At 65.5% G+C, this 12,600-nt stretch carries 12 protein-coding genes; 1 reads left to right on the forward strand and 11 read right to left on the reverse strand.

Features of this window, described 5'->3' with window-relative positions; translation table 11 throughout:
* Nucleotides 1–118 precede the first annotated feature (118 nt).
* The 6 genes from infB to LZ016_RS00535 all read right to left on the reverse strand — a co-directional run bounded on the left by infB (nucleotide 119) and on the right by LZ016_RS00535 (nucleotide 7,166).
* Nucleotides 119–2,644 carry a translation initiation factor IF-2 gene (gene infB / locus LZ016_RS00510; protein ID WP_241444890.1) on the reverse strand — a complete coding sequence of 842 codons (2,526 nt, stop codon included), beginning with the start codon at nucleotides 2,642–2,644 and terminating at the stop codon, nucleotides 119–121.
* Between the two features lies 1 nt (nucleotide 2,645).
* Nucleotides 2,646–3,293, reverse strand: coding sequence for a DUF448 domain-containing protein (locus LZ016_RS00515; RefSeq protein ID WP_241447415.1), 648 nt, complete (start codon nucleotides 3,291–3,293; stop codon nucleotides 2,646–2,648).
* Between the two features lie 49 nt (nucleotides 3,294–3,342).
* Nucleotides 3,343–4,974 (reverse strand): transcription termination factor NusA, encoded by a 1,632-nt coding sequence (gene nusA, locus LZ016_RS00520; RefSeq protein ID WP_241444906.1) that lies wholly within the window; start codon nucleotides 4,972–4,974, stop codon nucleotides 3,343–3,345.
* Between the two features lie 3 nt (nucleotides 4,975–4,977).
* Nucleotides 4,978–5,520 (reverse strand): ribosome maturation protein RimP, encoded by a 543-nt coding sequence (gene rimP, locus LZ016_RS00525; protein WP_241444908.1) that lies wholly within the window; start codon nucleotides 5,518–5,520, stop codon nucleotides 4,978–4,980.
* A 108-nt stretch (nucleotides 5,521–5,628) separates the two neighbouring features.
* On the reverse strand, nucleotides 5,629–6,123 hold the full coding sequence (locus LZ016_RS00530; RefSeq protein WP_241444910.1) for an isoprenylcysteine carboxyl methyltransferase family protein: 495 nt from the start codon (nucleotides 6,121–6,123) through the stop codon (nucleotides 5,629–5,631).
* On the reverse strand, nucleotides 6,120–7,166 hold the full coding sequence (locus LZ016_RS00535) for a type III polyketide synthase (protein WP_241444924.1): 1,047 nt from the start codon (nucleotides 7,164–7,166) through the stop codon (nucleotides 6,120–6,122). The genes LZ016_RS00530 and LZ016_RS00535 overlap by 4 nt, the downstream gene beginning before the upstream one ends.
* A 73-nt stretch (nucleotides 7,167–7,239) precedes the next feature.
* On the opposite strand from LZ016_RS00535, the gene LZ016_RS00540 reads away from it, so the two are divergent.
* Complete coding sequence (locus tag LZ016_RS00540; RefSeq protein ID WP_277622552.1) at nucleotides 7,240–8,328, forward strand: PQQ-dependent sugar dehydrogenase; 1,089 nt, start codon at nucleotides 7,240–7,242, stop codon at nucleotides 8,326–8,328.
* A 6-nt stretch (nucleotides 8,329–8,334) separates the two neighbouring features.
* Here the strand turns inward: LZ016_RS00540 and LZ016_RS00545 are convergent, their stop codons facing one another.
* The 5 genes from LZ016_RS00545 to metK are packed head-to-tail and all read right to left on the reverse strand — an operon-like array spanning nucleotide 8,335 to nucleotide 12,573.
* Nucleotides 8,335–9,036: a peroxiredoxin gene (locus LZ016_RS00545; protein ID WP_241444928.1), complete on the reverse strand. Its 702-nt coding sequence runs from the start codon at nucleotides 9,034–9,036 to the stop codon at nucleotides 8,335–8,337.
* Nucleotides 9,037–9,074: 38 nt separating this feature from the next.
* Complete coding sequence (locus tag LZ016_RS00550) at nucleotides 9,075–10,106, reverse strand: cysteine synthase A (protein WP_241444935.1); 1,032 nt, start codon at nucleotides 10,104–10,106, stop codon at nucleotides 9,075–9,077.
* A gap of 19 nt (nucleotides 10,107–10,125) precedes the next feature.
* Nucleotides 10,126–10,827, reverse strand: coding sequence for a tRNA (guanosine(46)-N7)-methyltransferase TrmB (gene trmB / locus LZ016_RS00555; RefSeq protein WP_241444945.1), 702 nt, complete (start codon nucleotides 10,825–10,827; stop codon nucleotides 10,126–10,128).
* A gap of 45 nt (nucleotides 10,828–10,872) precedes the next feature.
* Entirely contained in the window at nucleotides 10,873–11,343 is a 471-nt protein-coding gene (locus LZ016_RS00560) for a hypothetical protein (protein WP_241444947.1), read from the reverse strand.
* An 18-nt stretch (nucleotides 11,344–11,361) separates the two neighbouring features.
* Nucleotides 11,362–12,573 carry a methionine adenosyltransferase gene (metK, locus tag LZ016_RS00565; RefSeq protein ID WP_241444958.1) on the reverse strand — a complete coding sequence of 404 codons (1,212 nt, stop codon included), beginning with the start codon at nucleotides 12,571–12,573 and terminating at the stop codon, nucleotides 11,362–11,364.
* Nucleotides 12,574–12,600 lie beyond the last annotated feature (27 nt).

Genomic DNA, 12,600 nt, shown 5'->3' on the forward strand with positions numbered 1-12,600 from the left:
ATAATTACGAACATCGCGATCACCGGAAAAGGCAAACAACCGGCCAAGTCGTGCAGGCAACCACGGGCGGTTTCCACAGCCTCGTCGCGCTGCTGCTCGTCTTCCGCTCGCTTCTCGCTCAAAGCGTCCGCGCGCGCTCCTCGACTTCGAAGATTTCGAGCGAGTCACCCGGCTTGATGTCGTTGGTGTCGGCCAGCAGCACACCGCACTCGAGGCCGGACGTGACTTCCGCCACGTCGTCCTTGAAGCGCCGGAGCGAGCTGATGGTCGTCTTCGACACGATGACGTCTTCGCGCGTGAGACGCGCGTTGAGGCCCTTGCGGATGATGCCTTCGAGAACGAGCAGGCCTGCCGCTTTGTCGCGCTTGCCGGCCGGGAACACCTCCTGGACTCTGGCGCGGCCGACCACCGTCTCGATGATCTCCGGGCCAAGTTCGCCCTCCATCGCGCCCTTCACCCAGTCGGTCAGGTGATAGATGACGTCGTAGTAGCGGAACTCGACCTTGGTCCGGTTCGCGACTTCGCGCGCCTTGGCATTGGGGCGGACGTTGAAGCCGATGATGGGCGCTCCGCTCGCGCTTGCCAGCGTGACATCGCTCTCGGTGATGGCGCCGACGCCCGAATTGAGGATTCGCACGCGCACCTCGTCTGTACCCAGGCGATTGAGGGCCTGGACGATCGCTTCGACCGAGCCCTGCACGTCCGCCTTGATGACCAAGGGGACTTCCTTGATCGTCGAGGCGTGCGCCGAGAACATGTTCTCGATGCTGACCGGCGCTGCAGTCGTGCGCTTCTTGTCGAGGACGCCCTTGCGATAGTCGGCGACTTCGCGCGCACGGGCCTCGTTCTCGACGACCGTGAACGGATCGCCGGCCGACGGCACCGCCGACAGGCCGAGAACCTCGACCGGGAAGGACGGACCGGCCTCCTTCACCTGGCGTCCCTTGTCGTCGATCATCGCGCGAACCTTGCCGCTCGATGCGCCCGCCACGAATACGTCGCCGACGCGCAGCGTGCCGCGCTGAACGAGCACGGTTGCCAGCGGACCGCGGCCCTTGTCGAGCTTGGCCTCGATAACCGTGCCTTCGGCGGCACGGTCGGGGTTGGCCTTCAGTTCCAGGATTTCGGCCTGGAGCTCAATGGCTTCGAGAAGCTTGTCGAGGCCGGTCTTCTTGGTCGCGGAGACTTCCACGTCCTGGACCTCGCCGCCCATGTCCTCGACGATGATCTCGTGCTGCAGCAGCTCCTCGCGGACCTTCTGCGGCTTGGCTTCCGGTTTATCCACCTTGTTGATCGCGACGATCATCGGAACGCCGGCGGCCTTGGTGTGATTGATAGCTTCGATCGTCTGCGGGCGCAGGCCGTCGTCGGCCGCCACCACCAGGATGACGATGTCCGTCACGTTCGCACCACGCGCACGCATCTCGGAGAAGGCTTCGTGGCCCGGCGTGTCGAGGAAGGTGACCTTCGACTTGTCGGGCAGGCTCACCTGATAGGCGCCGATGTGCTGCGTGATGCCGCCGGCCTCGCCCGACTGGACAGACGCACCGCGGATGGCGTCGAGCAGCGACGTCTTGCCGTGATCGACGTGACCCATGATCGTCACCACCGGCGGACGCGGCTTGAGCGTTTCCTCCGCGTCGACGTCGGTCGACGTGTCGATGTCGATGTCCGCCTCGCTGACGCGATTGATGCGGTGGCCGAACTCTTCGATCAGCAGCTCGGCCGTGTCCTGGTCAATCGTCTCGGTGATCGTGACGGGCGTGCCCATCTTGAACAGCGCCTTCACCAGGTCGGCGCCGCGCTCACCCATGCGCTTCGCGAGTTCCTGGACGGTGATCGCCTCGGGAACGTCGACGTCGCGATATTGCTTGGCGGCAGGTCCGGACTGCTGATGAGCGCGCTTTTCCTTCTCGCGGGCGCGACGAAGCGCTGCGAGCGAACGGGCGCGGCTGTCGTCCTCGCCCGAGAGGGCGCGGGTGACAGTGAGTTTGCCATGATGGCGGCGGTCGTCACCGCGGCCGCGGCTCGGACGAGCAGGCTCCGGCCTGCGCGGAGCGGGAGAAGGGGCGTGCCCACCGGGGCGGCGAACTGCACGATCTTCCTCTTCGACCTCGACGGCCGGAGCAGGTGCCGCAGCGGCTGCAGCTTCGGCCTCGGCAGCGCGAGCAGCTTCTTCGGCCTGGCGGCGAGCTTCCTCGGCGGCCGCCTCTTCCGCCTTGCGGTTGTCCTCGGCGCGGCGCTTCTCTTCCTCGCTCTGCTCCGTGCGCTTGCGGTCGTCGCGGCGGCGAGCTTCCTCAAGTGACGCAAGACGTGCTTCTTCGGCCTCGCGCAGCAGGCGGGCCTGCATTTCCTTGCGCGCGGCAATGTCGTCCGCCGGGCTGGTCCGCTTCGGCTGCGGAGCCGGGGCGGGCGTCGGCTTCGGCGCCGGCTTCGGAGCCTCTGCGACCGGTTCGGGCTTCGGAGCCTCGGCAGGCGGAGCTTCGCCCGGACGGCCAAGGATGCGGCGCTTCTTGACCTCCACGACGACCGTGTTCGAACGCCCGTGGCTAAAGCTCTGCTTGACCTTGCCGGTCTCGACCGTGCGCTTGAGCCCCAGCGGCGGCCGGGTTCCAAGCTTCGGTTTTTCGGTCTGGTCGGTCATTCTATTCCTTCGTCAAATCTGCTTCAGCCGAGTAACGGCCAGAGGCGGCGTCGCCGCGCTCTAGACCGGCACGGGGTTCAATGAAAGCGCGCCACCGCGAGAGCGCGTGGAGAACACGCGCTGCGGCAGCACGATCGGTCAGCGCGATATGTACCACATTCTCGCGCCCCAAGGCCATGGACAAGATGGTGCGTTCCTCGGGAAAAAGAAGGCCTTGTCCGCCGTTCTTGTTAACGATTTCGTCCGGTCCGCCAACGCGCCAGGCCTGGTCCAGCTTGCGCCGCCCGTCCTCACCGGCATCGGCCGCATGGATCAGCAGCTGGACGCTTCCCTGGCGCGCCGCGGTCTCGACCCGGTCAGAGCCGTTGATCAGGTTGCCGGAGCGCGCCTCCATGCCGAGCCGGTCGAGCGTCGCCTGGCGAAGCGCCTGGGCAATGCGTTCGCCGAGATCGGCCGGGACCTCCACGTCCTTCGTCTTGAATGCGCGGGCGAGGGCGCCCTTCAGGCGTCCTTTGGCATTCGCCTCGTCGAGTTCGACGCGGCCGACGCCGATCCATGCGCCGCGCCCGGGCGCGCGGGCGCGGACGTCTGGTGCAACGCTTCCGTCAGGTCCGAGCGCGAGCCGGATCAGATCCTCCCGCGACGCCATCCGCCGTGAGAGGATGCAGGTGCGCTCCGGAACGTGCGCTTCTAGCGGATCATTGCTCCTGGCCCGCAACCGCGTCCTCCTGCGCTGCGGGCGTGCCGGCGTCCTCGTCCTCGAACCAGTGCGCGCGGGCGGCCATGATGATCTCGTTGCCCTGCTCTTCGCTCAGGCCATATTCGGCGAGGATCCCGCCCTTGTCTTCGGAGCGGCTGCTCTCCTGACGGCGGCGCGGTTCCTGCCGCTTCTTCTGGATGAGCTCGTCCGTCGCCAGGTCGGCGAGATCGTCGAGCGTGCGGATGTTAGCCTTGCCGAGCGTGACGAGCATCTGCTCGGTCAGGTGCGGAAGCTCGGCGAGAGCATCCTCGACGCCGAGGCCGCGGCGCTCTTCGCGGGCAGCGGCTTCGCGGCGCTCCAGACCTTCGGCGGCGCGGCTCTGAAGTTCGCCGGCGATCTCGTCGTCGAGGCCCTCGATCGAGGCGATCTCGTCGATAGAGACGTAAGCAACCTCTTCCAGGCTCGTGAAGCCTTCGGCCACCAGCAGCTGGGCGAGTGTCTCATCGACGTCGAGCTCGGTCTGGAACATCTCGGATCGCTCGACGAACTCGCGCTGACGCTTCTCGCTGGCGTCGGCTTCCGTGAGGATGTCGATCTGCGAGGTCGTCAGCTGGCTGGCGAGACGCACGTTCTGGCCGCGGCGCCCAATGGCGAGGCTGAGCTGGTCGTCAGGCACCACGACCTCGATGCGATTGTCTTCCTCGTCGATAACGACGCGGCTGACGGTCGCGGGCTGGAGCGCGTTGACGACGAAGGTCGCGGTATCTTCGCTCCACGGAATGATGTCGATCTTCTCGCCCTGCAACTCCTGGACGACGGCCTGCACGCGGCTGCCCTTCATGCCGACGCAGGCGCCGACCGGATCGATCGAGCTGTCGTGGCTGATCACGCCGATCTTGGCGCGGCTGCCCGGATCGCGAGCGGCCGCCTTGATTTCGATGATGCCGTCGTAAATCTCAGGCACTTCCTGAGCGAACAGCTTCTTCATGAACTCGGGGTGCGCGCGGCTAAGGAAGATCTGCGGGCCGCGGGCTTCGCGTGCGACGCGCAGGATCAGCGAACGGATACGGTCGCCGACACGGACCATCTCGCGCGGGATCTGCTGATCGCGACGGATGACGCCTTCCGCCCGGCCAAGGTCGACGACGACATGGCCGAACTCGACGCGCTTGACGACGCCGGTGATGACCTCGTTCGCGCGATCCTTGAATTCCTCATACTGGCGCTCGCGCTCGGCGTCGCGGACCTTCTGGAAGATCACCTGCTTGGCGGCCTGAGCGGCGATGCGGCCGAACTCGATCGGGGGCAGGGGATCGACGATGAAGTCGCCGACGCTGGCACCCTTCTGAAGCTTCTGCGCACCCTTCGGGTCGATCTGCTTGAAGTGGTCCTCGACTTCCTCGGTCACTTCGAGGACGCGCCACAGGCGGAGGTCGCCGGTGTTGGGGTCGAGCTTGGCGCGAATGTCGTTCTCGGCGCCGTAGCGGGCCCGTGCGGCGCGCTGGATGGCGTCCTCCATCGCCTCGATCACGATGCCGCGGTCGATCAGCTTCTCACGCGCAACGGCGTCGGCGATGGCGAGCAGCTCGGCCTTGTTGGCGGATGCGACGGGCGGTGCGGCGGTGGCCATGAATTAGTCCTCTACAGTCTGAATGGTATCGGCGCCCTCGGTGCTGAGCGGCGCGGTTGAAGCAATAAGCTTGTCGGTGAGCAGGAGCTTCGCCGAGTGAATGGAGGCAAACGGGATAGCGTAGTCGACGCCATCCTTGCCGGTGAGACGAACAGTGTCGCCCTCGGCACCTGAAATCTCGCCGGCGAATTGCTTGCGGCCGTTCAGCGGCTCGGCAAGCGCGATCCGCGCCTCATGGCCCTTCCAGTCCTCAAAGTCGGCGAGGCGGGTGAGCGGACGATCGATTCCCGGTGAGGAAACTTCCAGGCGGTAGCTGCCCTCGATCGGGTCGCTACCTTCGGCTTCCAGCCGGTCCAGCGTTTCCGACAGGCGGCGGGAAATCACTTCGCAATCCGAAAGATCGAGCTGCCTCGTCGACGGCTTCTCCGCCATGATCTGCAGTGTAGGGTCCGACTTGCCGCCGATCAACGCGACGCGCACAAGCCGATAGCCGAGGCTTTCGATCTCGGGCTCAAGCAGTCGGTTCAGTGCGGCGGTATCGGCCACGTTTTTCCTTTGGACGAACTTACAAACACTCTCGGACCGGGACCGTGGGGCCCCAGCCTCAGGCATCTAACGATGTCGAGGAGAGGAGTGCGATATAGGCGTGAACAGCTAGCCGCGCAAGCTGCGCAGGGCATCGTTTTCGGCGCGGATGCGGACGGCCAGGATGGCCGCGTTGAGCAGGCTGAAGACCAGCGCGACCTGCCACAGTCCGAAGACGAGGGGCAGCAGGGCAATCTCTGCGACGACCACCGTATAATTGGGATGGCGGACGAAGCGGTAGGGGCCGCGCGCGACCAGGGTCTCGCCGGGAACGACGACCATGCGCGTCGTCCAGCGCCGGCCGAGTGAATGAAGCACCCAGATTCGGCCGCACTCCACGAGCCCAAAGAGCGCGAGCAGGGGCAGATTCACGGGCCGGTTGAGCGCCAGCAGCCACAGGCTCGTCAGCCACGCCGCGTGAAGCGCGACGATCAGGGGGTAATGGCCGGGCGCGACCTCATGCCCACCCTCGGCCAGAAGACGCTGCGTGTTGGCGCGCGCGATCGGCAGTTCGACGAGGCGTGACAGAGTGACCAGGCCGAGAACGGCGGCGTTGAGGATCACGCGGCTTCGAGCAGCAGGCTGGCGCAGGTGAAGCCAGGCCCAAACGCCGTCATCAGTACGCGATCGGGAAGACCCTGCTTTAACAGTCGGTCGAGCACGAACATCACCGTCGGCGCGCTCATGTTCCCGTAGTCGCGTAGCACCTCGCGCTCGATGTTGAGCTCGCCCTGGTTGAGGTGCAGCGCGGTCTCGATGGCGTCGATGACCTTTACGCCGCCCGGGTGGCTGCAGAGCCGGTCGATGTCCTCCAGCCTGACGCCGAGCTTGGCGCACATCTCGTCGACGGTTTGCGCGAGATGCTCCTCGATGAAAGGCGGGATCGCGCGATCGAAGACGACGGCGAGCCCCGGGTCCTCGACGTCCCAGCCCATGATCCGCAGCGTGTCCGGAAAGAGCTTTTCCGCGGCGCCCTTGATCCGCGCGATGCTGTGCTCGCCGCTCGTCACGACCGCGGCTGCCGCTCCATCGCCGAACAGAGCGGTAGCGACGATCGCCGCCGGATCGGCGCTGTCGAGGCGGATCGAGATGGAGCAGGTCTCGACCGTGACGAACAACCAGTTCGTGCCCGGCTCGGCGACGGCCAGCCGCGAGGTGGTGGCAAGGCCATTCACACCGCCCGCGCAGCCGAGGCCAAACACGGGGACGCGCCGGACATCGTCGCGCAGGCCGAGACGCGGACCGGCCCTGGCTTCCAGGCTTGGCGTCGCGATGCCAGTGGTCGAAACCGTGACCACGCCGTCGATCTCGTCCGGCTTCAGCCCCGCCTTTTCGATGGCCGCGCTCGCAGCCTCGATGAACAGGCTCTCGGCGGCTTCCAGATAGACGGCGTTGCGGTCATGCCAGCCATGCGGCGACATGTACCAATCCTGGGGAGCAACGATGTGACGCTGGGCGATCCCGGCATTGTCGAACACGCCCGACAGGCGGTCGAACAGGGCCTTGTTGCCGCCGAAAGCCTCGCGGGCCCGGACCTTGGCTTCCTGCTGCTCGACCACATGCGGTGGAACCGCAGTCGCCAGCGAGAGTAGGCTGCAAGGTTGCATGTTTAGCCTATCTTGGCCGACCATGTTGGCCGACCGTTACGTCTAAGGAACAGATTGGATGACCCTACGCTTAATGCAAGGCGCGGCGCTCTTGGTTCTTGCCGCTTGTGGAATTGCTCCAAGCCAGCAGGCCTCGGCCAAGAAGCCCTTCACTGTTTCGGAGGTAACGCGCTTCGACGGTCCGTGGGCCATGGACTTTCTACCGGGGAGCGGCGTTCCGAAAACGAACATGGCCCTCGTGACTGAGAAGGCCGGCAAGTTGTGGCTCCTCAACGTTGCGACAGGTCAGAAGCAGGAAGTTGCCGGCGTGCCGAAGGTGCACGTGGAAGGGCAGGGCGGGCTTGCCGATGTCGTCGCGCATCCGGCATTCGCCGGCAATCAGCGCATTTACCTCAGCTTCCCTGAGGAGGGCCCTGACGGAACGAGCGGTGCGGTCGTTGGATACGGACGGCTGATTCTCGGGACGGGGCACCCGCACCTGGAAGGCTTCAAGGTCATCTGGCGCCAGGAACCCAAGGTGAAAGGCGGCAACCATTATTCGGAGCGCATCGCTTTCGCGCCCGATGGAACGCTGTTCGTCAGCAGCGGCGAGCGTTTCCAGTTCGAGCCGGCACAGGACCCGAACGTCGATCTCGGCAAGATCATCCATTTGACCGACGAGGGGCAGCGCATCGGCGGCCGTTACTATTCGATGGGCCACCGCAACGTGCTCGGTACCGACTTCGCAGCCGACGGCCGCCTCTGGGAAAGCGAAATGGGCCCGCGCGGCGGCGATGAGGTCAATCTCATCCTGCAGGGCAAGAATTACGGCTGGCCCAAGGCGTCCTACGGTTCACACTACGACGGCCGCGACATTCCCGACGACCATAAGGGACAGGGTTTCGAAGAGCCGAAGGTCTGGTGGAACCCGTCCATCTCTCCGGGCGGGCTGCTGATTTACAAGGGCGACCTGTTCCCGAAGTGGAAGGGGGACGCCCTGATCCCGGCGCTCTCGGCACAGGCCTTGATCCGCGTCGACATCAACGGCGATCAGGCCAAGAAGGCGGATCAGTGGGACCTTGGCGCACGCATTCGCGCCGTGGACGAGGGTCCGAAGGGCGAGGTCTATTTGCTGGAAGACGGGGACGGCGGGCGACTGCTGAAGCTGACGCCCGCCGGGTAATTCGGCTTACTGCGTGATCGGAACTTCCAGCTTCTGCTCGGCGGCTTCTTCCTGCGGCTGCGGAACGGTGCGCAGGTAGGGCTTCACGGTCTTCCAGCCGTTCGGGAATTTTTCGCGCGCGGCGTCGTCGGACAGCGACGGAACGATGATGCAGTCCTCGCCCTGTTTCCAGTTCACCGGCGTCGCGACCGAATGCTTCGCCGTCAGCTGGATGGAATCGAGCAGGCGGAGGACCTCGTCGAAGTTCCGGCCTGAGCTCATCGGGTAGATGAGCATCGCCTTGATGAGCTTGTCGGGCCCGACGATGTAGACCGTGCGGACGGTCGCGTTCGTCGCGGCGGTGCGGCCATCGGACGTCTCGCCCGCGTCGGCCGGAAGCATGTTGTAGAGCTTCGCGACCTTGAGGTCGTGATCGGCGATGATCGGATAGTTCACGTCATTGCCGGTGACGTCCTTGATGTCCTGCAGCCAGCCCTGGTGGGCTCCAACCGGATCGACGGACAGGCCGATGACCTTCGTGTTGCGCTTCGCGAACTCATCCTCGAGCCCGGCGAGGTAGCCGAGCTCGGTCGTGCAGACCGGCGTGTAATCCTTTGGGTGCGAGAACAGGATGCCGTAGCTGTCGCCGAGATAGTCGTGGAAACTGATGGGACCCTGCGTCGTCTCGGCCGTGAAGTCCGGCGCGACGCTACCGATGGAAAGAGTCATTCTTGCCTCCCGCTGATTCGCGATGGCACCCCATACTCTCAGACCAGGTCGGGTTCGAGACTTTGCGGCTGTTCGAGCCATTCAGGCGGCACGAGGCCCTTCGAGCGCAGGAATTCCGGGTTGAAGAGCCGCGACTGGTAGCGAGTGGCCGGATCGCAGAGGATCGTGGCGATCGTCTTGCCCGGACCGAGCTTTCGCGCGAGCCGAACGGCACCGGTGACGTTCACGCCGGTCGACAGGCCCACGTTGAGGCCTTCGTCCCGGATCAGGCCGAGCGTGGTTTCGAGGCTCTCCTGGTCCTGGATCAGGAAGGCTTCATCCACTTCCAGCCCTTCGAGGTTCGTCGTGACGCGCCCCTGGCCGATGCCTTCCGTGATGGAGCTGCCTTCGGCCTTCAGTTCGCCGGTGGTGAAGTAGGAATAGAGGGCAGCGCCGGGGATATCCGCAATGGCGATCGCGACGTCGGACCGCCGCTCGCGAAGGGCGATGGCCGTTCCGGCGAGCGTTCCACCCGTTCCGACGGCGCTGACGAAGCCGTCCACGGTTCCGCCGGTCTGCGCCCAAATCTCGGGTCCGGTCGTACGGACGTGCACGTCGCGGTTGGCGACATTGTCGAACTGGTTCGCGAATATGGCGCCCTGGGCATGCTCCCGCGCAAGCCGTTGCGCCATGCGCGCGGCGACCTTCACGTAATTGTTGTCGTTGCGATAGGGGACCGCGGGCACTTCCACGAGCGTCGCGCCGAGCGAGCGAAGCGTGTCCTTCTTCTCTTGGCTCTGCGTCTCGGGGATGACGATCACGGTCTGCATGCCGAGCGCGTTGCCGACGACGGTCAGGCCGATCCCTGTATTGCCGGCGGTGCCCTCGACGATAATCCCGCCCGGGCGGAGCTCGCCCTTGTCCATCGCATCGGTGACGATGCCCAGCGCCGCGCGGTCCTTCACCGAATGGCCGGGGTTCATGAACTCCGCTTTGCCGAGGATGGTGCAGCCGGTCTCTTCGGAGGCGCGGCGAAGCTTGATGAGCGGCGTGTTGCCGATCGCGGCGAGGACGGTGTCGCGGATGTCCATATCGCCGGGCCTTACAGTGTCAGCCTTTGCGACGGTAGCGCAGATAATATGGTCGCCGGCCCTCGCGTCGCGACTTCGCACCGTATCGCGTTTCGATCCACCCGCCCGACGGTTCGAGGAAGTCCTTCGGGATCTTCGCGAGCCATTCGAACTGCTGCTCGTGCCGCTGCATGACCATCAGCGACCATTCGAGATAGGTGGGATCGTCGGTCGCCAGGCGGAACTCGCCGCCCGCCTTCAGCTTGGCCGCGAACAGGTCAACCGGACCGTCGTTGACCATCCGTCGCTTGGCGTGGCGAGCTTTCGGCCATGGATCCGGGTGCAGCAGGTAGAGGAAGCTGAGGCCTCCGTCCGGAACGCGCCGCAACACCTCCAGCGCATCGCCGCGCCAGATGCGGACATTGGGGAGATGGTGGTCGCGGACATGGGCGAGGGCGACCGCAACTCCGTTGAGGAAGGGTTCGCAGCCGACGAAACCGTGGTCCGGCAGCATGTCGGCGCGGTAGGCGAGATGCTCGCCCGATCCGAAGCCGATCTCGAAGTGCAGCGGCTTGTCTTCGCCGAACAGGCGCTCCGCGCTGATCTCGCCTTCGGCCGGCACCTCGATCTGCGGCAGCAGGGAGTCGATCAACTCCTGCTGGCCCTTGCGCAGCTTGTGCCCGCTCGCGCGGCCATACAGACGGTTGAGAGTGGTCGGGTCGCCGGCCTTGTGAGCGGTCATGGGCGCGGCGACTAGGCGCTTCGCCCGGGGTTCAGCAAGCCGCCATCAGGGCTTCTTGCAGCGCTTGCCTTCATATTCGAACGTGTAGAGCTGCCACACGCGGCCGTTCCACCGATAGACGGGGAAGCAGAAGCCCGGTCCGCCGATGGACAGGCTCGGCCATCCCGCGCGCCCTTTGTTGCTCGGCACGAACTCGGCGATGCCGATCTCGCTGATCATGCTCTTCCAGGTCCCGTTCGGCTCCTTGGTGAGAAGCCAGAAGCGAGTGCCCGTATTGCCGTAGCAAATGCCGCTGCCCTCGGTGACGACCGCCTCAGGACGGCCGTCGCCGTTGATGTCCTTGTAGGTCTCAATCGTGCCGGGCTGGTAGGACTCGCCCTCCATCCCCTCGCACTCGCCCGATTTCCAGGAAGCGCCATGCTTCTTGAAGCCGGCGGCCTTGAAGATCGCGGCTTCGTCGGTGGCTGACGGAGCAGCTGCGGCGAGCATGGCAGCGAGCAGAAGCATCGCAGCCATGTATCACGCCAACAGTTGTCAGGCGACGGCGGCCTTGAGGTCCTCCACCAGGTCAAGGCGCTCCCACGGGAAGGCATCGCCTTCAGCCTTGCGCCCAAAGTGGCCGTATGCTGCGGTCGCGCGATAGATCGGCTTGTTGAGGCCGAGGTGCGTGCGGATACCGCGCGGCGTCAGCCCGCCGAGCTTCTCGATCTTGCCGATCGCCTGCTCCAGCTGCTCGTCACCGACTGTGCCGGTGCCGTGCGTGTCGACGTAGAGCGACAGCGGCTTCGAAACGCCGATCGCATAGGCGAGCTGGATCGTGCAGCGGCTCGCGAAGCCGGCCGCGACGATGTTCTTCGCGAGGTAGCGCGCGGCATAAGCGGCCGAACGGTCGACCTTGGTCGGGTCCTTGCCCGAGAAGGCGCCGCCGCCGTGCGGAGCAGCACCGCCATAGGTGTCGACGATGATCTTGCGGCCGGTGATGCCGGCGTCGCCGTCAGGGCCGCCGATCTCGAAGCTGCCCGTCGGGTTGATGTGGTAGACGGTTTCGTTGCCCAGAAGCTCGGTCGGCATGACCTTGGCCACGACGTCCTTCACGTAGGCGTGGAGCTCGGCCTGCTTCTCGCCGCGGTCGTAGCCCGGCTTGTGCTGCGTGGAGACGACGATGGCGGTCGCCTTGACCGGCTTGCCGCCTTCGAAGCGCAGCGTGACTTGGCTCTTGGCGTCCGGCTCGAGGAACGGCGCGCGGCCCGCGTGGCGGTCGGCGGCCATCTCGGCGAGGATCTTGTGGCTGTAGTCGAGCGTCGCCGGCATCAGGTCCGGGGTCTCGTCGCAGGCGAAGCCGAACATGATGCCCTGGTCGCCCGCGCCCTCGTCCTTGTTCTCGGCCGCATCCACGCCCTGCGCGATGTGCGCCGACTGCGGGTGCAGGTGGTTCGCGAAGTCGAGGCGGTCCCAATGGAAACCGTCCTGCTCGTAACCGATTTCCCGGACGACGCCGCGGACCGCGGACTCGATCTCCTCACGGATACCCGGCGCCCAATTGCCCTCTTCGTCCATGATGCCCTGGCCGCGGATTTCGCCGGCGAGGACGACGCGGTTGGTCGTCGTCATCGTCTCGCACGCAACGCGTGCCTCGGGGTCCTTCGACAGGAACAGGTCGACGATTGCGTCGCTGATTTGGTCGGCGACCTTGTCGGGATGGCCTTCGGAAACGGACTCGGACGTGAAGAGATAATTGCTGCGCATTGCCGCGATCGACCTCGGATTACAGGG

It is taken from the genome of Sphingomonas telluris (assembly GCF_022568775.1).
Taxonomy (GTDB): Bacteria; Pseudomonadota; Alphaproteobacteria; order Sphingomonadales; family Sphingomonadaceae; genus Sphingomicrobium; species Sphingomicrobium telluris.